This window comes from Halopseudomonas nanhaiensis (genome assembly GCF_020025155.1).
Lineage (GTDB): Bacteria > Pseudomonadota > Gammaproteobacteria > Pseudomonadales > Pseudomonadaceae > Halopseudomonas > Halopseudomonas nanhaiensis.
Genome location: NZ_CP073751.1, coordinates 2,528,702 through 2,549,311, shown reverse-complemented (window position 1 = coordinate 2,549,311; position 20,610 = coordinate 2,528,702). Strand labels below are relative to the sequence as shown.

Here is a 20,610-nt window from a genome sequence, read left to right as displayed (position 1 = left end):
GGCCGCCCTCCGCGTTCCGGGACGCCGACTCCCCTTGGAGCGGGCAGTGGATGGAAGTGCCGACAAGCTGATCTGCGCGGCGATGAGCGCCCGGCTGCACCGCTCTGGCGCGGCTGATAGCGCCGGGCCGTGATCTCGCCATCAAAAACCTTGATCCCAGGCAGGAACAAAGCAGGCCGAGCCGAACCTAATGGCATGGCCGGACTTACTCAGCACACGCCCATTGGACGGGCTTCCACCCAGGGCACGTTCAACAATGCGATTCAGTTTCGGCGGGATGCCGATGTTGTTCTATTGCTGCGCACTTTTGCTTTCGCAGCCAATCCATGCACAAACCACCAGCGAACAGGCGGACGCCGATGCGCGCTCGGAGACCCCCCGCACGACCTGGCGCAATCTGTCGGATGTCGGGCATGGCCAGGGGCTGCACCCGCTGCATTCCGAAGACACAGTCGATTTCCGGTTACCGCTCCCGCTAGATGTCGACTACGCCAACCCGCGTATCGACCTGCGCTATGCCGTCCCGGTCCAGGCCGAGGCGAGCGCTACGCTGCAGATCACGGTCAACGGCACCCCTCGCGAACTCATCGCCCTCGCCAGCCTGCGCCTGCCCGGGGAAGAACCGGAGAGCGGTAGCACGTTGCGCCGGGCAGACATTACGGTCCCGCTGACCGAGGCCGACCTCGATCAGCCCTTTGTCGAAGTCAGCGTAAGTGCCAACTGGTATTCCGAGGCCGACGCCTGCAGCGCGCCGGGTCGGCAGCGATTCTTTCGCGTATTGCCCGAGACCGCGGTGGTCTATGAGCTGGATGACCAGCCGCGCACCAGCATACGAGGCTATCTCACCACGCTGTCCGATGACGTGAAGATCGCCCTCGACCCCTGGCTCGGCGCCGAAGCCATTCGTGCCGCCTGGCTGTTGACGCGGGAATTGAAGGCGCGGGGGCACTCGGTGAGCTTCGCGGTGCCTGGAGAGCCCGCCGACGTGCTCATTTCTACTCGCGAATCGCTGGCGGCGGAGGGTGTCGAGCTCGACCCTGACCATGACGTCGAGTTGCTCGAGGCGGGCGTAGCCGATGCCAGGCAGCAACTGGCGATCGTCGAGCCTTACCATGTCGATTCCATCGCCGAGCCCTGGGCTTCGCTACTGGCTGCATCGGGTTACGGAGAAAGCCTCGGCGCTGCGCTGCAGGGGACGGCATCCGACCGCGTTGCACTGCAGCGCCTGGGTGCGGACGTCAACGCACGCATTTTCCGCGATCCAACCGAGTGGACATTCCGTACGGACATTCTTCCAACCGGGCGTGCTCCCTCCGCCCTCCGGCTGGATATGGTTGTTCCTCCGAGCGACGAAGAAGCGCCCCTGGTGGTGTATATCCTGCAGAACAACATAGTACGAGGGTTGCAGACCCTGCCAAGCGAGGGCGGGCAACATTCGCTGACGCTGCCGCTCAACGAGGCCGGGTTGTACGCCAAGGATCCGGTGCGCGTGGTACTCAAGGGCCAGAGCAGCCAGGCCTGTGAAACCGTCACAGGCTCAGGATACGCGCAGCTTCTGGACACCTCGGCGCTGGAAACCGTGGAGTCCCGGCGAACGCCGGAAACGCTGGCCGAATTCGCCCGCGGGGTGGGTGGCGCCTTCTCGGTACACCTCCCGGGCGACGCGTTGGGTGATCCGGCGGCCTGGGTCGAGGTCCTCGCCAATATCGGCAGCCGGCTCGGCGTCGATCCGCGGGCCGCCGAGTTCAGCAGCGTGACGCTGCCCCCGGTGCCCGATCGTCCCTTCATATGGCTTGGCCCACAGCCTCCCGAAGGCTTCAGTGCGCCAATCATGTTTGATCGCGGCCGCATCCAGGTGCGGGATCGCTACGGCTCGGTGCTGCTCGATTCGGAGGAGTTGCCGGGCATTCACACCGCCAGCCTGGTGCGCAAGGGCGACCAGCGCGGACTCTGGTTGCGCACCTTCGAGCAGGGCGTGCCCGACTTCCCGCCCGGTGCGGAAAGTGCCACAGGTGACCTGGTCTTCGGTGACCCACGCGGCGTACTGGTTGCCATCGATACGCGAAACGACGCCGTTGCAAGCGTCGCCTATCCTGAACGAACCACCTGGATGGACACGCTGGAGAGCTATCGCGGCTGGATCTTTGCCGCGGCGTGGCTGCTTCTGACCATTGTTGTCGTCCTGGTGGCCCGTAAAATGAGGAAGAACTCACTATGACAATGCCCACTTCGCAACACGCTTTTGCGCGCACTCTTGCATCGCCGGCTACGTGGATCTTCACGGCGGCTTCAGCACTCTCATTCGGCTTCGCCTTGCCCGCTTCGGCTGGTGCGTGGGTGCAGGAGGAGGGCAGCACGCTGACGATCCTGAAGCTTAGTCACACCGACGACACCGATGTCTTCGACGACGGGGGAAAACGTACCGACTTCAATGACGGCGGTCGTAGTCGACAGGATCAGATAAACCTGTACGTCGAACACGGCCTCACTCCGGATCTGACGCTGGTCGGAAACTTCTATTTCAAGGAAGTGCGTTACCGCAGCGACGACTTACCAGACGATTTTGATGACACCACCCGCGGATTCGGCGACCAGGAATTCGGCGTGCGCTATCGCCTGAATCCCGGGTTCGGAGAGGAATGGGTCGGCGCCGTTCAAGCTCTGGTCAGCGTGCCTACTTATAGTAGAGATGCTGATGTAGCGTTGGGAGAAGGTGGCTACCACTTCGAGCTGCGCTACAGCGTTGGTCGTGGATTCATGCTTGGCGAGCGCTCCGGATACATTGACGCTGGCATCGCAGGGCGCAAGCGTACCGGTAATCCAGCCGATGAGATCCGCGCGGACCTGACAACTGGCCTCGCTCTGACTCGCAACCTGATGCTGATCGGCGAGCTGAATCACATTGAGGGGCTCGGTAACGAGAGTGGCAATACTGCTCCACGGCCGATGGAGGGAGTCGAGCCCGGTTCGGATACGGCGGAGAACCTCGTCTATATCAACAGTACCGACTACGACCTGACGAAACTGTCGCTATCCGGGCTCTACACGCTGCCAAACGACATGCAGTTGCAGGCCGGCTATATGCAACCGGTAGATGGTCGCAATACCGGCGCAGCCGGAGGCCCGTTTGTAGCAGCCTGGTGGCGCTTCTGATATGCCCGGCGGTGGTATGACGGTCGACGCGCGTGCGCTGGGCCGGCAGCCCAATCCGCTCGCCGACCGCGAACGTCTCGGTGAGATGCTGGTCGATCGTGGCCTGCTGCGTCCGGAGCATCTGGAGACGGCGCTGTCGCTGCAGAAACGCTGGCGCTCGCGACTGGGCGAGATCGTGCTGGCGCATCGCTGGATGTCTGCCGTGCGCCTGTATCGGGCACTGTCCGATCATTTCGGGCTGGATTTCGTCGATCTGGTCGAGCATCCACCCGAGGTTGCACTTGACCCCAAGCGCTTCAGCGACTGTGCCGAGCGGCAGGTCATCCCCTGGCGTCATGAAGGCAATCGCCTGGTTCTGGCCGTGGCCGATCCTGGCGCGGATACCTTCAACTGGGCGCGGCGCACTTTCGGATCCGACGTATTGTTCGTTGGCACGTCCAAGTTCGACATCCTCTGGAGCCTGCAGCTCGACTCGGATTTCCGCCTGACCCACGACGCCCTGACGCTGCTCGCCGACCGGGCGCCCGAGCATTCCGCACGGGAGGTGATTACCCGGCCGCAACTGCTTATCGGCTATAGCTTGCTCACGCTGCTGCTGGTGGCGCTGGCGTGGTCTCCGGTGGCGACGCTGATCGGTCTCAACGTGCTGATCACGCTGGGCTTCCTCGCTACCTTTGTGCTGAAACTGATCCTCGTGTGGTACGGCTCGCGGCGACGTATCGACGTCAAGGTCACCGACGACGATGTCGCCAGCCTGCGTGAGGAGGATCTGCCGGTCTACACGGTGCTGGTACCCATGTATCGGGAGCCGGAGATACTGCCGGTGCTGGCCAACGCACTGCGCAAGCTGGATTACCCGGCCTCGAAGCTGGATATCAAGCTGGTTCTCGAATCGGACGATCGTGAGACGATTGAAGCGGCGAAGCGTCTGGGACTGGAGGCGATCTTCGAGATCATCCGCGTGCCGCCGTCGTCGCCGCGGACCAAGCCCAAGGCCTGCAACTATGCGTTGCGCTTTGCCAGAGGACAGTTTGTCACCATCTTCGATGCCGAAGACAAGCCCGAACCGGAGCAGCTCAAACGTGTGGTGGCCGCCTTTGCCAAGTCCGCGCCGGAGGTGGTCTGCGTGCAGGCGCGGCTGAATTACTACAACGCCAACGAGAACTGGCTGACGCGCATGTTCACGCTGGAGTACACGCTCTGGTTCGACTTCTATCTTCCGGCGCTCGAATACCTGCGCATCCCGATTCCGCTGGGTGGGACGTCCAACCACTTTCGGATCGAAGCCCTGCGCAGCGTGTATGCCTGGGATCCGTACAACGTGACCGAAGACGCCGACCTCGGCGTGCGCCTGGTTCAGCAAGGCTACCGGGTCAGCGTGGTCAATTCGACCACCTTCGAAGAAGCGAATGTCAGCGTTCCCAACTGGATCCGGCAGCGCTCGCGCTGGTTCAAGGGCTATATGCAGACCTGGCTGGTGCACATGCGCGATCCGGTGCACCTGTATCAGTCAACCGGGTTCCGGGGCTTCTGGGGCTTTCAGTTCTTCATTGGTGGTGGCGTGCTCACGGCATTGGCCGCACCCCTGTTATGGCTCATCTATGGGCTCTGGCTGGCCGCAGGCACGCGGGCGTTCGACTTTCTGTTCCCGCCGGCGCTGGTGTACCTCAGCCTGCTCAACCTGCTATTGGCCAACGGGTTTTTCATCTACATGACCATGGTCGCCGGCTTCAAGCGCAACTACTTCAATCTCGCACCGTACGCGCTCACCGTACCGCTGTACTGGTTGCTGCAATCCTTCGCTGCCTACAAGGGCCTGTGGCAGCTGATCAGCAAACCGTTCTACTGGGAAAAGACCAATCATGGCATTAGCAAGTACGCACCGGCAGAGCGCAAGGCCGCGCTCCGCGAGTAGATCCAGACGCAGGCGCCGTGCGCGCAGCGCTCCGGTACTCGTGCTGGTGCTGCTGGCGCTGGGTGTGCTCTGCTACCACCTGCTCATCAATGGCTACATGAGTAGCGATGCCCTGGCGCGCTATGCCAAGCTGCTGGTCATGCGCGATGCTGCGGGCCTGCGCCTGGAGTTTGCAGGCTTTCTTTCCACGCAGGCTTCGGTGTACCTCGGCCTGCTGTTCAGCTGGGTGCCCGGCGTGCCGGGTGTGCTGGTGCCGTACCTGCTTGATATCGCCGCCATGGGCTTGCTGGCCTCGCTTACCTGGCGCGACATGGCCCGCGACCATGGCGCGGTCTGGGCCTGGATATGGACGCTGTTGCTAGTCTGTCATCCGTTCTTCCTGTGGGTATCCACGTCCGGACACAACCTGGGCCTTGGCACGTTGGCAGTCTACGGCCTGTTTCGCACGCTACGCAGCTTTGGTGGCGATCCTGAACCGCGGGTCTATCTGCGCTTCGCCGGGTGGTTGTGTCTGCTGTTCTTCATCGATGAGCGGGCGGCGTTCATTGCTCTGGCGATGCTGCCGTGGCTGGCGCTGGTCGCGCCGCAGGGTATCCTCCAGCGCGCCCCGCTGGCCTTCTACCTGATCTGCTACTTGCCGTTTGTGTTCGCACTGCTCGGCTGGATGTACATGAACTGGCTGTTCTTCGGGGACAGCCTGATGTTCATCACGCGGGCCGATTCGGCGTTCCGTGGTGGTTACGCCGATGCGCCTTATCTGCCCTGGCTGCTCGAATTCGGGGGGCAATGGTTTCAACCCCTGCTGTGGCTGGTGGTGACCGGTGCGCTGGCCTTTCCTTCCCTGTTGCTGGCGTTCTGGAGCCTCAAGCGCGGATGGGCGGGTACCCTGGCAGTCGCCGGCACGCTGGTGTGCGCCGGAGCCATGGCGACGCTGGTCTGGTTCGCTACGCAGGCGCTGGATTTCCTTGCGCTGCTGCTGGTGCCCGCTGCTCTGGGGCTGCGGGCACTGCTGCCCTGGCAGCGCATCCCTGCGGCAGTGCTTTTGCTGCTTGCCATACCGCTCGGTTGGCTCGTGCTGCTGAGAGAGCCGCTTCCGGAAGTCCAGCAATGGGCCACTGCATTCCGCGAGCCGATCGTGCAGCGCTCAGACGAAGACATTCGCCTTGGATCCTGGCTCGCAGAAGCTCGACTACCCACACTGATCGACGATCAGGCGGCATACCGGGTCATTGCAGCACGGCGTGATGCACAGCAGTTGATTCTGCCATTCGACGATCGTTTCAAGCTCGCACTGACGACCCGCGGCGGGATGCCGGCGCAGGTGGTGGTGGCGCGGCCGGGGTCGCTGGAAGGCGCTCAGGACAGCATTTCGCAACGGTTCCCGCAGCTATGGGAAAGCGGCATGCCGGGTTATCAATTGGAGTTCGAAGGAGAGGTATGGCGGGTATGGCAAAGAGAACCTTGATGTTGTTGGCCCTGTTGTTGTTGCCCCTTGCGGGTTGCACACAGGAGCCGGATTTCTGGATCGGTGCCAATGTGAAAATTTCAGGCGACGCCGGTTGGGGCAGCGAGAAAACCCAGCGTTCGTTGCAGCAGCTCGCTGACAGCGGGGCCGATCGGGCGCTGCTGGTGGCATTCGCCTGGCAAGCCGAGCCGGAGTCCAATGATCCGGTCAATGGCAGCGACAGCACGCCCGAGATGGTTCAGGCGGGTCTGAAACAGATGAAACAGGTTGGATTGGTGCCGGTGCTGAAGGTGCATCTGTGGATACCCGAGCATTGGGCCGGTGACGCTGAGCCCTCCGACCCTGATGCCTGGTTTCAGGCCTATCGCGAAGCGGTACTGCCGCTGGCACGGGTAGCCGAACAGGAGAAGGTGCCGGCGATGGTGTTGGGCACGGAGCTGCGCAATCTGGAGCAATCGGAGCACTGGCCGGCGCTGGTCGCTGCGGTGCGCGAAGTGTATACAGGCAAGGTTCTCTACGTTGCCGACAGTCTGCAGCGCGCTGAAGAATTCCAGCACTGGGGCTTGTTCGACGTCATCGGCAGCAGCCTGTATCCATCGCTCCCCTCCGAGCCGATGCAGCGCGATACGCAGATGCGCGAGTCGGTGGATCGCCTGTTGTTGCTCGGCGAGCGTCATCAGAAGCCGGTCTGGGTCGCCGAGGTGGGTCTGCGTTCAGCCGACGACGTACTCTCTGCGCCCTGGAAGAGTCCTGAAGAGCAGGAGCTGCCGGTGGATCTGCAGCTGCAGCAGACCATCCTGACCAAGTGGAAGAGCGTGCTCAACCGTCCCGGCATCGAAGGAATGGGCATATGGTGCTGGTATACCGATCCGGACGCCGGCGGCGAGAACGATACCGACTTCACCGTGCAGAACAAGCCTGCCGAATCAATCTTCCGCGACGAACCAGCCAATCCCTGACCGGACGGCAGGGGATGCGATCAGGAGGGGCTGGCCTGTCCGTCAGCCTGATTCAGCCGCGGACCGCTGCGCAGCAGTTCGAGTAATGTGCGAGCGTCGACCGGTTTGGTCAGATGTTTGTCGAAGCCGGCGTTCAGCGCGTTCTGCTTGTCGGCAGGCTGGCCCCAGCCAGTCATTGCAATGAGCAACGGTAGCCCGCCATCGTCACGCGCTCGGATCGCCCTGGCGACGTCGTCGCCACGCATGCCAGGCATACCGATGTCGAGTACAGCGGCGTCCGGGATGTGTTCTTCGTAGGCCGCCAGCGCAGCGCTACCGTCATGCGCCATGATCACCTCATGACCTTCCAGCCTGAGAATGTCCGCGACCGTGGCGGCAATGTCGGGGTTGTCGTCGGCCACCAGTACCCGACGCGGTCTGAGGGCTGTTGTGGCCTCCGGCCGGTCCGGCTGCCGGGACACCTCCAGCGCCGCCCCGCACGGTAATCTGACCACGAACTCCGAACCACGCTGCAGTCCTTCACTGTGCGCTTCGACTTCACCGCCATGCAATCGGGCAAGCTCGCGTGCAAGCGCCAACCCGATGCCCAGTCCCGCGCTCACGCCACCCTGGGTAGCGACCTGGGCGAACTTCTCGAAGATTGCCGGAATCTGTTCGGCAGCCAGGCCCAGGCCGTTGTCGGACACGCTGACAAACGCATGTTGCTGGTCGGTGTACACGCGCAGGGCAACGCGACCACCTTCGGGCGTGAACTTGGCGGCGTTGGTCAGCAGGTTGGTGATCACCTGTTCCAGCCGCATGGGGTCGGCCTCGACCGGTATCGGCTGGTTCGGCACATCCAGCGCCACGTCATGGCGACGGAGCTCGAGTTTGGGCCTGGAGGTTTCCAGCGCCGCTCGGGCCACGTCTCGAAGGTCCACCGGTCGCACGCGCAGGGCCAGTTTGCCGAGGGTGATGCGCGAGATGTCGAACAGATCATCGAGCAGCAGCGCCATGTGCGCCACTTGCCGTTCGATTATCTGCTGGCTGCGCTGTTTCTGCGAATCGGTAGCGCGCTGTGAACCGAACAGGCTCGCTGCCATGCGAATCGGAGCCAGGGGGTTGCGCAGCTCATGGGCGAGGGTGGCGAGGAATTCGTCCTTGCGCCGGTCTGCCTGACGCATCAGCGCTTCCTGCTTTTTCCGCTCGGTGATGTCGGCGAACCAGACCGCTACCCGCCCTTCAAAGGGGGTCGCAATGATGTGAACCCAGCGCTCGGCACGATCCGCCGCAGCGGACAGCTCCACATCCCTCGACTCGCCGTGATCGACCACACGGAGCAGCTCGGCAAAGGTTTGACGGTTCTGCCAGCCGGTCAGCACCTCACCCAGCGGAGCGCCGATCAGTTCCTCGACAGAGCGTTGCAGCACGCGTGCGCCCCGGGGGTTGATGAACTCCCAACGGAAATCCTGTACGGCTCCACCTTCGTCCCGCTCCGGGGCGAGCACGCAGAAGGGTACCGATGAGGACTCCAGGGCCACCTGCAGTGTGCGTTGCGATTCACCCGCCCGCGCCTGCATGCGTGCGCGGTCGATCAGAACGGCAGCCAGGCCGGCACAGAGATCGGCCAGGTGTCGGTCCAGCGCCCCCTGTTTCTGCGGCTCGGTATGGAGCAGCACGATGGCGCCAGAGACCGAGCCATCGCTGCTCTTGAACGGGGTGCTGTGCAGCGAATGGAATCCGTCCAGCGCGCAGGGTGTCTCGGAGGCGATGATTTCCCCTCCTTCCAGCAGCTGTACGCCGAGTTCACCCTGAAGCGAGCTCGAGGCATTCAGCTTCGCCAGGTTCTCCTGCGTGAACCCGTGCGAGGCCACCACCAGGGGTCTTCCCTTGAGCTGGCGTGACAGGATCAGCGCGTGCCGGGTGTTCTGCAGGTCACAGAGCAGGTCGATGATCGCGGCAAGCTGTGAGGAGAGGTCGGGCAGTTCGATGAGGCGGTTGCTCAGCCCGTGCAGACGCTCGAGCCCCGTTACCTGACGGGTCAGAGCCTGCTGCGCCTCCTTGAGGCGAATCATGGTGCGGCCGCGCTCGGCTTCACTCTCCAGCCGCGCCCGACCGGACGCCTCCAGGGCGCGGCCGACATCGCTGATTTCCTCGATGTCGGTGCTCGGTGCCGTCGGCATCTCTCCGGCACCGATGGCCACCGCCGCCTGCCGCAGCTGGTCCATCGGCTCGCTGATGCGACGGCTGGCAATCAGCGCTGCGACGATGGCCAGCAACAGGGACAGGGTAAGCCCGCCCCCGTACAGACTGAAAGCGCGCGCTGCGGAGTTCTCTACCACCGAGGTCGGCATTCCCGTTGCCACGATCCAGCCGGCTTCGCTCTGCAAGCGCACGAAGGAAGTGTACGACGGGACGCCCTCTACCGTGACCGAGCGCCCCGTACCCTCCGGCTCCGGCCGCTCTCTAAGCATCTCGACCAGAGTTGAGGAGGCGGGCTCGCCCAGCGTCTCCTCGTGCCGCCGAGTGCGCGCGATGCGGTTGCCGCTACGGTCAAGCACCGTCATCACCGAACCTTCCGGGAGGGCACGCGTATTGAGTACCGCGAGGACCCCTGAGGGCTTGAGCACTCCGGTCAGCACATAGTGGATCTTTCCGTCACGCATCACCGGAACGCGTAGCGGGATGCCCCAGGTGCCCCTCGGGCCTTTTGAAATACTTCCGGCCTGACGTATTCCCGTGCTCAGCACGGAGTTGAAGCTGTCCCAGTCTGCGATGGCCCCGTCAGGCTGGATCGCAGTGGTCGAAACGCGGCGAATGACCTTGCCCTGCGGGTCGACGATCAGAAGGGAGTGCCAGTTGGGGACCAGCGGGAGTACCCGCTGGACAAGTCTGCTGAAGTCGTCGAGATCGTCCTGAAGCAGCAGGGGCGAGAGCGATAGGGCCTCGAGCACATCCAGCGACCGTCCGACCTCTGTCTCGAGGGCCGTTGCTGCCAGTCGAGTGACGTCGAGCGTACGCAGCTGGACCTGATCTTCCTCATGCTCTACCAGCTGCCAGAGACCCACGCCTGCGATGCCGGCCAGCGGAACGATACCCGCGAGCGCAATGGCGAGCAGGCGCCTGCGCAGCGGTACTTCCCGTCGCGTACCGGATGATGTGCTCACATCGACCTGCCCGGAAGTGGCCGCACGGCCGCCGCTGGGGACGGAGCTGGGCGTGGCGGCCAGTGGAGGGGCTGGCCGAGCTGGTACTGCCGCATGGCAGTGGTTCCTTGTTTTGCTCGGGTGCCATCATATTACCCAAATGCCGGCGCAAAGCACCTGTGCATTTCAGCCCGCGTCGTATTTGTTCGAGGCAGGGGGAAACAGGACATCCTTGCCGCTGGTATCCAGCTGAACGATCGACTCCGGTCGGCCTTCAAGGTCCAGGCAAACCAGCCCGATACCGCTTCCGTTCCAGAGGCGTTCGCCCGCGCTGGCCTGGTCCGGATCACGCGGGGTCACGTGCATGGCGCGGCGCTTGGTCAACCAGTTCAAAGGTGAACGCGGCGAGTACAGCCAGCGGTTCAGCCGGTCGAACCAGTCCAGCAGGCCGCGTGGAAAACTGTTTTTCAGTCCGCTGCTGGTGATCTGCCAGATTCGTGGCCCGTTGACGCGCTGGCGAATGCGTATGTCGTAGACGAACGAATAATGCACGTCCCCCGAAAGAATGACGTAGTTCCCGGGGGTGCGTGTGTGGCGGAAGATATTGAGCATCACCTGAGCCGCGCCCCGGTGGGCCATCCAGTTCTCCGCGTCCACCAGCAGGGGATTGCCTGAAAGGGTGAACAGGCGTTGTATCGCCTCGATCAGCTTGACGCCGAACATTGGTGCGGGAGAAACGATTACCACACTCTTGTGATCCAGCAGCCTTTGCTGCATCTCGGTGAGTGACTCCCAATCCATCAGACCAGATGGCCGCGATGGATGGTCCTCGCTGCGCCATCGCCGCGTGCGTGTGTCCAGGACCACCAGACCGGGGTCGCCAGGGATATTGAAGCTCCAGCGATGGAAGGCGAGCGCCTGGTTGATGCAATCGTCCTGGCGGCCGGCGTCGAGCCTGGCCCCCGTGGCGGACGCCGTGACGGCAAGCAAGTCCTCCAGTGCCTTCAATGGCTCTGCGACGGCGTCGGGCGCGTTGCCCCACCCCTGGCATAGCAGATAGGCCAGCAGTGCGTTGCCGATGATCCGCCGCGAGAAGGGGTTGCCATAGGCGGTGCGCTCCCATTCGGCAGTCAGGTTCCAGTCGTCGGTGATGTCGTGGTCATCGAAGATCATCAGGGTTGGCAGATGGCATACCAGTCGGGCGACCTGGGGCAGCCCGGCGACGAAATCCTTAAGGATGCGTTGCTCGCGCCGATACACCTCCTGCCAATCCGTATCCACTGGCGGTGGCGTGTCATCGACCAGCTTCCAGCACTCCGGCGACCAGACCAGCAGGTACATGGCGATCACCTCGGCGAAGGTGATGAGGTGGTTATGCGCGTGGGCGGTAGTGAAAACCGGCTTTTTCACGCCACCGAAGAACCGCTCGCGCAGTACCGCGTTGGAGCGCACGTCCGGCAGCAGCTCCTCGCGGCGGTAATAGGTCTTGTCCGAGCGGTAAAGCGCTTCGCTATCGGCCACCGTTGCGCCACCAAGCGTCTCGCCGAACAGGCCGAGGCGCTCGATCAGCCGGTGGATCGCCACCAGCATGGGGCCGCCCACGTCGTCAGCGTAGATCTGGTCACCGCTCATGATTAACCATGACGGTCGCTGCGCGGCGTCATCGTGATGCGTCTGGAGCCAGCTGTCCGCGCGAACCAGCCCGTCCGGCGCATCGAAATGCGGTTTGCGGCAGGAGCCATGCAGCAGCCTGCGGTTGTGCGAGGCGATGACGAAGTCTGGTCGTGTTCGGCCATCGTGGCAGAGGTAGGGCAGCGCTTCGGTCAGGCTGCGCTGGGTGCCATGTTCGACCCAGGTCAGGTCATACTCGATCAGCGTGTCGACGGGTAATCGGGACGCGGGGGTTATGTCCAGCAACTGCACGAACGCCGACTGGCCCACTGCAAGGCTGCGACAGCTCTTGCCGGTACAGGAAATGGACTGAGCCGCTTCGCCGGCGGGCTGCAACCAGAGCGTCAGCTCCAGGGGCCGGGAGCTGACCAGCCAGATCAGCAGGCGGTCCGGCGCCAGGCGGCGTAGTAGGGGGCCGCTCAGCAGCGTGGGCAACGGCCGGTGGGTGAAACTCTGCGTCAAGGGTTGTCTCGCTTTGCTCGTGTTGCAGCGGATTGCTGCTGTGACCGCACAGGCGAGCAGACGTCACCGCTTGACGCAGGATGCCGCTCCCTGTTCAGTCAGACAAGCCTCGCGCGGGGTTGATCAGATACTTCTCCCCGGTGGCGCGCCGTGTATAGGCGCGCAAGGTATTTTCGCGCAGCGCTTCGGCAAGACTGATCTCGGCGGTGTAATGGCTTTTGAAGGTCGTCTGCAGCTCGGCTGCGATACGCTGCTTCATTCTCTGCGCAGCCTCGCCACCGGCGCGCTGCAGGAAGCTGGTCAGCAGCCAGCCGCCGACACCCCAGGCCATGCCGAAGGTACGGTTCAATACGGTAGGGCTGGTGTCCAGGTTGCCATACAGGTAGACCTGCTTGTGCGTAGCCGAGCCATAGCGGCTGTAGGCGGTAGCGCTACGGTTGGCGGCGACCTCCATGGCGGCAAGAATCTGCGACGGCAGCTCGCCACCGCCGATCGCATCGAATCCCAGCGTGGCACCGGTTGCGTGAACGGCGTCGGCGAGTTCAGCCTCGAACCCGGGGCTAGTGCTGTCGCAAATGTGCTGGGCGCCAATCTCGCGCAGGATGGCGGCCTGTTCCTGGCTGCGAACAATGTTCACCAGCCCGATGCCGTCGGCAAGACAGATACGGTTGAGCATCTGACCGAGGTTGGAGGCCGCAGCGGTATGCACCAGCGCCGTATGCCCATCCAGCCGCATGTTCTCGACCATGCTCAGCGCGGTCATCGGGTTGACGAAGCAGGACGCGCCGTCGGCCGGAGCGGTCCCCTCGGGCAATTCCAGGCACTCGGATGCGCGGATGACCCGGTACTGCGCATACATGGATCCGCCGAGTACGGCTACGGTCTTGCCCAGCATGTGCTGTGCGTTGTCACCCGCTGCGATCACCACGCCTGCACCTTCGTTGCCGACCGGCATCGACTGGTCGATCCGTGCCTGGAGGCCGGCCAGCCTGTCCTTTGGTACCTCTGCCGTCACCGTCGGCCTTGCTTCGGAGCCGCCGAATTGCGCGGTGGAGAGGTCTGCCGGGCCGGTGAGCAGGCCAAGGTCGGAGGGGTTGATGGGGGTCGCCTGGATTTCGATAACCACCTGATCAGGGCGCGGCGCAGGGACGTCGACCTCGGTCAGCGACAGTTCCAATTGTCCCTGCGAGGTGATCAGGGAGCGCAGTTCCAGTCCCTGTCGGGTTTGCATGTCGTTCATGGGTAGTCCTCTTCTGAATGGCGTGGCAAGTGCTGATTACGTTGGCACGCTGTGCGCCGGGCAACAATCGCCATTTACCGGATGAATGTCGATGGGGATGACTTCCACGGAACCGCGGAACGCTGTGGCAGTCGCAGCATTAATGGCCTGGCTCGGGTCGCCAGGTGTCAACGCAGCAGGGAACGCTTGGCTCGGAGACTGCTCATGAGACGGTTCAGCGTTTTCCACAGGCCGATCTGGCTGCTCGCACTGATGCTGTCCGGCGCCTGCGCGGTGGCGCAGGACAGTGCCGCGCTCCAACACCCCAGCGACTATCTGCGTGTCACCAATTACCCCGGGGGATTCGTCGGCGCGGATCGGGAAAGCTGGCGCGAAGCGGTGGAGGAGGTCGAGGATATCGAAATCCCGTCATCCGCAGACGGGGCCCACCAGAAGGCGCTGTTCTACGACTCCGGCTCCGATCGCGACAAGCCGCTGCTGCTGGTACTTCACAGCTGGAGTACCGGCTATCTGCAGAACATCGACATTCCGCTGGCCGAGTTCGCCCGTGCCAACGACTGGGTATTCATGCATCCGGACTTTCGCGGCGCAAACACCGGTGATCCTGACACGACGGCGTCAGAAATGGTCCTCTCGGACATGCATGACGCGCTGCAGTATGCACGGGACAACGCCAATGTAGATCCCTCGCGTATCTATCTGCTGGGGTACTCCGGTGGTGCGATGAATGCGCTTCATCTGGCCAGAATGAATCCGGACGTGTTCGCCGGTACCGCGATCTGGGTGCCGGTCTACGATCTGGTTGACTGGTACGAATGGAACGCCAGTCGCGGTGAAAAGTATGCCGGCGAGATCGAAGGCGCGTGCGGCGGAAACCCCCTCGAGAACGATACGGCGCGTCAGGAGTGCCGGAAGCGTAGCCCCAGCACCTACATGTCCGAGGTGGCGGGCAAGCTGCCGATCCTCATCGCCCACGGCATCGACGACGAGACCGTGCCACCGGACTATGCCCTGCGCGCATTCAACGATCTGGCGAAGCAGGGCGAGGGCGTCGATGCCGCGGCTTACGAACAGTTGCGCTCCACGCGTGAGGTACCCGACGCCCTGCGCTCGCGTCATGTCAACGACGGCGACCTGGTCGGGTTTGAATCGGCTGAAGCCGATGTGTTGTTGCATATGAAATCCGGCCCGGTCGAGCTGGTCCTGTTCGAGGGCGAGCACGACATGCTCTACCGACCGGGGCTGGAATGGCTGGCGCGTCAGCGCCGCGACTAACGAGGAGATCCATCGTGCGATACCGAGTGAACCCGATTCGAGCCGCCCTGGCGGTACTCTCGCTATGTACGCTGGCGCTACTGCTGATGGCCTGGCCGCAGCGGGCTCCTGCTGACCAGGACTGGTCGAGCGTGCCAGGACCTCTGCCGGGCGAGCCGCAGATCATCGGCCATCATGGCGGCGCCTGTCTGATCGGAGCCATGGAGCTTCCGTCTGAAGGGCCAGGCTATCAGGCCGTGGATCTGGAGCGGCGCCGTCACTTTGGCCATCCGGAGCTGTTGGACTACGTACAGACCCTGGGAGAGCGCTTCGATGCGGCAGGGCTGGGCATCATGCTCATCGGCGACATGGCACAGCCCCGCGGGGGACCGATGTCCTACGGGCACGTCAGCCATCAAAGCGGTCTCGATGTCGACGTGTGGTTTCGGCTGGATCTCCCGCAACTCGACCGCAGTGAACGCGAGAACCTGGAACAGCCGATCGTGGTCGACGCCGAGACGGGCGAAATCGACCGCCAGTTGTGGACCGATACCCACGCCCAGATGATCAGAATGGCGGCCGACGATGCGCGCGTTTCGCGCATCTTCGTCGATGCAGCAATCAAGCGAGATCTTTGCGAACGGGACTGGGAGGACCGCGCCTGGCTGCGGCGGATCCGACCCTGGGCCGCGCATGACGAGCATCTGCACGTGCGTCTCAAGTGTCCGCCGGGCTCCCACGCCTGTGTCGATCAGCCAGAGCCTCCTCCGGGCGAGGGCTGCGACAACCTGGCGCCCACTCCGCGTACCGCACTTGAACCCAGTCCGAATCGCACGCTTCCTCAAGCCTGTGCAGCTGTTCTCGAGGCTCCGTAACATGTGAAATTGGCGTGGCAGCGCGTGACCTGCTGCGCCATCATCAATTGTGAGTATGCGCAACTTCCTGGTCCGGTAGCCGGTGTCGAAAGTCCGGTTTCTGGCGCAATTCCCCTATCCGCTTTGCAACGTATTGCTTTTCAACAACTTAATGCTGCATTTGAAAATCCTGTATGGCGCTGCATATACCTTTCGTCGGGAAGCGCGCGCCCTGATGAAGGCGTGACTTTATTTTGTCAGCTTTCGTGGCTAGCTTGATTTTCATCCGGAATATTGACGCTTCCGGTCTAGGGAATGAATCCGACTACAGGGATCTGTCATGTCGAATAATAATTCGGCCAGCTCGCAGCTGGTTACACCTGCGCTAGTTCTGATCTCCACCAACAGCGATATATCCGTAACGTTTCTGCAACATCAGATTCCGGACGACGCGTCGTTGAGGTTAGTTCGGTGCGCGAGCGTCGCAAGTGTCGACGCTTCCTTCAAACTGCTGCTGATCGATGCCGGTAGTTTGTCCGAACTGGCGTGTTTCGACCTTTTGAAAAGCACGCCAAACAGGCCCGTCGCACTTTTCAATGCCACTCCCGAATTGGCGTTGAGTGCACTGCAAAACTTTCCATGGATCAAAGGCGTGTTCTACAAGAATACGTCGCGTGAGAACTTTCGCTCGGGCATACAGATACTGTTGGCCGACGGGGACTGGCTGCCGCGTGCATTGATGGAAAAATTGATCGCACGTTATCGATTGTTTGCTTGTGCAAGCGACAAGCTTTCATCGCTGACCCAACGGGAGAAGCAGATTCTCCGGCTGGCTGGCAACGGTCTCTCGAATGTAGACATTGCCGACCAGATAAACCTGAGCATCCATACGGTCAAGAGTCACGTTCACAACGCGCTGTACAAACTGGGTGCGACAAACCGCGCTCAGGCGGCCTCGATGGTTCTGCGTCACGTCGACGGTACGGAAGCATGAGGCGCTGGGTCCTGCTCTGGTTCCTGCTCGCGCCTGCGGCCTGGGCGGACGAAGCAGAGATCAACGGGCTGGTGATCAACCACACGATTACCCGCTCCGGAAACGACTTCTATCGCAAATTCAGCGAGCGGCTCAACGAGCTGGTGCCGCTGGAAACCAATCTGGTGGTCAAGGAGCGCCCGTCGGCACGCTGGGGCGTATTGCTGTGGGTTGAGCTGGAAGGGCAGCCGGTCTATCGCGAGTTCCTGTCACCCAATTCCTCGCAGCTGGACGAGACGGCGTATCGCGCGGCCGACCTGGTCCTGCAGGAGATCAATCGGCGCAAGATCGAAGCGCTGTTCGAAGACAACATCGACCTGGACAAGGATGAGCTATGAAAAGCCGAGTTAGCTGTATGTGCTCAATGGCAGTGGGTGCGCTGTTCAGCGGCGCCCTTGCCGCGACCGAGCTGGTGTATACCCCGGTCAATCCGTCGTTTGGCGGCAGCCCGCTCAATGGTGCCTGGCTTCTGGGCAGCGCGCAGGCGCAGAACGATACCAAGGACCCGGACGCCATCGACCGTTCGGCCCTCACGGGGCAGTCGGCGCTGGATCGCTTCACTTCTCAGCTCGAAGCCCGGCTGCTGTCCGATCTGCTTGGCGACCTGGGGGAAACCAACACCGGCTCGCTCACAACCGATGATTTCATCGTCAATATCGTCAACGACTCGGGGAATCTGACCATCGAAATCACCGACAGGCTGACCGGTGAAGTTTCGGAAATAAGCGTCACCGGATACGGCGCAATCAACTGAGCACAGGATGCTGAACATGAACAAGATGATGATTGCCCTGGGTCTGGTCGCGCTGCTTCAGGGCTGCGCCGTCCGCGAACCCATGCCGGCCGAGCAGAAAGGCCCGACCCTGACACCGCGTGCTTCGACGTACCAGGACCTGCTGGACCTGCCGCGTCCAAAGGGCAAGCTGGTGGCCGCAGTCTACGGCTTTCGTGACCAGACCGGGCAGTACAAACCCAACCCTGCAAGCTCCTTCTCCACGGCGGTCACGCAGGGCGCAGGCAGCATGCTGGTCGATGCGCTCCAGGCCAGCGGCTGGTTCGTGGTGCTGGAACGGGAGGGCCTGCAGAACGTTCTGACCGAACGGAAGATCATTCGCGCATCGCAGAACAAGCCGGATGTGGCGCCCAACATTCAGGAAGATCTACCCTCGCTGCTGGCGGCGAACATCATCCTCGAAGGTGCCATCGTCGCGTATGAAACGAACGTGCGTAGCGGCGGATTGGGCGCGCGCTATCTCGGCATCGGAGTGTCTCAGGAGTACCGGGTCGATCAGGTGACGGTCAATCTGCGTGCCGTGGATGTGCGTAGCGGACAGGTACTCTCGAACGTGATGACGACCAAGACCATCTACTCGATCGGGCGCAGTGCCAACGTATACAAGTTCATTGAGTTCAAGGAACTGCTCGAAGCCGAAGCGGGCTACACGACCAACGAGCCGGCGCAGCTGTGCGTACTCTCTGCGATTGAAGCAGCTGTTGCGCATCTGATCAATCAGGGTGTGGAGCGGCGGCTCTGGCAGGTCGCCGCCGCCCAGTAGTCAAGGAATGGCATTCAGCAAAGCCGCTTAACAGCGGCTTTTTTATTCCAAACAAAACGCCTATTCAGATGATTTTTCAATCCTTTGATTGATGTTCCTTGCGACGCTTTTGATCGACCATTGAATCAAGACGTTCAATGCCGAGTCGCTGCAGATGAATTACTCAACACCTTCGCTTGCGCCGCTTCTTTTTTGCCTGGTGGCAACTTTATTTACCTTTTTTGTGCCGCCTGTCAAAGCTCAGGGCTCAGCCGATCTGGCTCCATCGGAGTTGATGTTGTCAACCGACTTGAATGCTCCAGGGTCACGCGGCGCTGGCGCGGAAAACAGCTTCGCCACGATACATCAGTCCGGTAACTTGCTCGACGCCCATATTGCGCAGACGGGCGCAGAACTTGAGGCTGTCATTCTGCAAACAGGTTATCTCAATTCCGCCTTGATCGATCAGGACGGCTTTGGTCACGAGGCCGCCATCCTGCAGTCGGGCTCGAACAATGAAGCGCTGATCAAGCAACAGGGGGCGTTCAACAATGCCCTTATCGAACAGACTGGATCGGATAAAAGTGCATCCATTGCGCAGTCCGGCCAGCTTGTAAACATATTGGTTCGCCAATATCGCTAACGTGCACTTCCTTATTGATTCCAGGATTCATCAGGAGAAACAACATGTTCAAGATCAAACCGCTGGTTGCCGCTCTGCTTGCACTTGGTGTCGCTCAGGCTCATGCCGCGAACAACAGTGAGGCTTACGTTATTCAGGAAGGCGACGAGCAGCAGGCGACTATCTATCAGGCCGGTGCGCATCAGTACTCCAGCACCGTTCAGGAAGGTGAACTCAACCGGGTCAACGTCGACCAGTTCGGTCGTGGCCAGGAGCTCGACGCCTATCAGGAAGGCAAGGGTAATACCCTGGACTCGCTGCAGACCGGCCGCGGCAACTCGGTCGACACCTCCAGTATCGGAGACTGGCACGATATCGACGTCGAGCAGCGTGGCCTGGGCAATGATCTGAAGGTCCGGCAGACCAAATGGAACAACGATGCGGTGGTCGTGCAGCATGACTATTACAACGACGCTGTAATCGACCAGTCCGGCTGGAACAACAAGGTTCTGGTGGAACAGGAAGGCTGGTACAACGACGCGCTGGCCGAGCAGGTGAACACCGAAAGCAGCAGAGCCAACATTTATCAGAAAGGCCAGGGTAACGATGCCACAACCTATCAGTCGGGCTCGCACAGCACTGCAACGATTGATCAGGACGGCACGCTTAACCAGGCGCGCGCGGTCCAGACCGACTCCCGCAACCTGGCGGAAATCGAGCAGGACGGCGTGACCAATATCGCGTCCTCATCGCAATCAGGGACCGACGGTATCGTCAATATCGATCAGGTGGGCGGCGGCAACTACGCTGACGCATCGCAGTCGGGTTCTGATAATGATTCGAAAATCGATCAGGCTGGCGGTGTGAACATTGCGTATAGCGCACAGGGCGACCACGATAACGATTCTTCGATCGACCAGACCGGCACTGGCAACTGGGCGCGCTCCAGCCAGTTTGGTGATAACGGCACCGTCGATATCGAGCAGACTGGTGAATTCAACGTCGCTACTGCCGAGCAGCTTGAGAGCGGCAACGACGCCACCATCTTCCAGGACGGTTTTGCCAACAAGGCCACTACCGGACAGTGGGGCTCGGACAACATCGCCGCCGTTGAACAGTACGGCGATCGTAACGTGGCTACAGCGACCCAGTGGGGCAGCGACAACCTGGCGGACATCTACCAGAGCGGCTCCCGCAACGTCGGGGTAGTTGGTCAGTCAGGCAACTACAACGAGGCGCTGATGACCCAGACCGGAACGGCGAACGTTGCGTCCATCACTCAGTAAGCAGCAATAACCAAGCCGCCGGCCATCGCGCCGGCG

Annotated in this window: 16 protein-coding genes; 13 read left to right on the top strand and 3 right to left on the bottom strand. The window is 62.0% G+C overall.

The features are described 5' to 3' along the window. Positions 1 to 256 precede the first annotated feature (256 nt). Genes KEM63_RS11455 through KEM63_RS11435 form a run of 5 tightly spaced genes read left to right on the top strand, consistent with a single transcriptional unit; the run spans position 257 to position 7,492 of the window. A complete protein-coding gene (locus KEM63_RS11455; protein ID WP_223651769.1) occupies positions 257 to 2,218 on the top strand; it encodes a type 2 periplasmic-binding domain-containing protein in 1,962 nt (653 codons plus the stop codon). Further along, the gene (locus tag KEM63_RS11450; RefSeq protein WP_223651767.1) at positions 2,215 to 3,153 is read left to right on the top strand and encodes a hypothetical protein; all 939 of its coding nucleotides are present in this window, start codon (positions 2,215 to 2,217) and stop codon (positions 3,151 to 3,153) included. The genes KEM63_RS11455 and KEM63_RS11450 overlap by 4 nt, the downstream gene beginning before the upstream one ends. 16 nt (positions 3,154 to 3,169) lie before the next feature. Continuing rightward, positions 3,170 to 5,068, top strand: coding sequence for a glycosyltransferase family 2 protein (locus KEM63_RS11445; RefSeq protein ID WP_223651765.1), 1,899 nt, complete (start codon positions 3,170 to 3,172; stop codon positions 5,066 to 5,068). Next, positions 5,016 to 6,533, top strand: a complete 1,518-nt coding sequence (locus KEM63_RS11440) for a hypothetical protein (protein WP_223651763.1) — start codon at positions 5,016 to 5,018, stop codon at positions 6,531 to 6,533. The genes KEM63_RS11445 and KEM63_RS11440 overlap by 53 nt, the downstream gene beginning before the upstream one ends. Next, the gene (locus KEM63_RS11435; protein ID WP_223651761.1) at positions 6,515 to 7,492 is read left to right on the top strand and encodes a glycoside hydrolase family 113; all 978 of its coding nucleotides are present in this window, start codon (positions 6,515 to 6,517) and stop codon (positions 7,490 to 7,492) included. Before KEM63_RS11440 ends, KEM63_RS11435 begins: the two co-directional genes overlap by 19 nt. Before the next feature lie 20 nt (positions 7,493 to 7,512). Here the strand turns inward: KEM63_RS11435 and KEM63_RS11430 are convergent, their stop codons facing one another. From KEM63_RS11430 to KEM63_RS11420, 3 genes are all read right to left on the bottom strand, one after another. After that, positions 7,513 to 10,638, bottom strand: a complete 3,126-nt coding sequence (locus KEM63_RS11430; protein ID WP_223651759.1) for a hybrid sensor histidine kinase/response regulator — start codon at positions 10,636 to 10,638, stop codon at positions 7,513 to 7,515. A 165-nt stretch (positions 10,639 to 10,803) separates the two neighbouring features. Next, complete coding sequence (locus KEM63_RS11425) at positions 10,804 to 12,750, bottom strand: metallophosphoesterase family protein (RefSeq protein WP_223651757.1); 1,947 nt, start codon at positions 12,748 to 12,750, stop codon at positions 10,804 to 10,806. Between the two features lie 94 nt (positions 12,751 to 12,844). After that, positions 12,845 to 13,990: a zinc-binding dehydrogenase gene (locus KEM63_RS11420; RefSeq protein WP_223651756.1), complete on the bottom strand. Its 1,146-nt coding sequence runs from the start codon at positions 13,988 to 13,990 to the stop codon at positions 12,845 to 12,847. Between the two features lie 204 nt (positions 13,991 to 14,194). Between KEM63_RS11420 and KEM63_RS11415 the strand changes: the two genes are divergently transcribed. From KEM63_RS11415 to KEM63_RS11380, 8 genes are all read left to right on the top strand, one after another. Beyond that, positions 14,195 to 15,265 carry an alpha/beta hydrolase family protein gene (locus tag KEM63_RS11415; protein ID WP_223651754.1) on the top strand — a complete coding sequence of 357 codons (1,071 nt, stop codon included), beginning with the start codon at positions 14,195 to 14,197 and terminating at the stop codon, positions 15,263 to 15,265. A 14-nt stretch (positions 15,266 to 15,279) separates the two neighbouring features. Then, a complete protein-coding gene (mepA, locus tag KEM63_RS11410; protein ID WP_223651752.1) occupies positions 15,280 to 16,119 on the top strand; it encodes a penicillin-insensitive murein endopeptidase in 840 nt (279 codons plus the stop codon). A gap of 319 nt (positions 16,120 to 16,438) precedes the next feature. Continuing rightward, positions 16,439 to 17,092, top strand: coding sequence for a helix-turn-helix transcriptional regulator (locus KEM63_RS11405; protein WP_223651743.1), 654 nt, complete (start codon positions 16,439 to 16,441; stop codon positions 17,090 to 17,092). After that, complete coding sequence (locus KEM63_RS11400; protein ID WP_223651741.1) at positions 17,089 to 17,469, top strand: CsgE family curli-type amyloid fiber assembly protein; 381 nt, start codon at positions 17,089 to 17,091, stop codon at positions 17,467 to 17,469. The genes KEM63_RS11405 and KEM63_RS11400 overlap by 4 nt, the downstream gene beginning before the upstream one ends. Beyond that, positions 17,466 to 17,885 (top strand): curli assembly protein CsgF, encoded by a 420-nt coding sequence (locus KEM63_RS11395; RefSeq protein WP_423747795.1) that lies wholly within the window; start codon positions 17,466 to 17,468, stop codon positions 17,883 to 17,885. The genes KEM63_RS11400 and KEM63_RS11395 overlap by 4 nt, the downstream gene beginning before the upstream one ends. A gap of 16 nt (positions 17,886 to 17,901) precedes the next feature. Next, positions 17,902 to 18,687 carry a CsgG/HfaB family protein gene (locus tag KEM63_RS11390; protein ID WP_223651739.1) on the top strand — a complete coding sequence of 262 codons (786 nt, stop codon included), beginning with the start codon at positions 17,902 to 17,904 and terminating at the stop codon, positions 18,685 to 18,687. Positions 18,688 to 18,841: 154 nt separating this feature from the next. Then, positions 18,842 to 19,309, top strand: coding sequence for a curli production assembly protein CsgB (locus tag KEM63_RS11385; RefSeq protein WP_223651737.1), 468 nt, complete (start codon positions 18,842 to 18,844; stop codon positions 19,307 to 19,309). Positions 19,310 to 19,353: 44 nt separating this feature from the next. Beyond that, positions 19,354 to 20,574, top strand: coding sequence for a hypothetical protein (locus KEM63_RS11380; protein ID WP_223651736.1), 1,221 nt, complete (start codon positions 19,354 to 19,356; stop codon positions 20,572 to 20,574). Positions 20,575 to 20,610 lie beyond the last annotated feature (36 nt).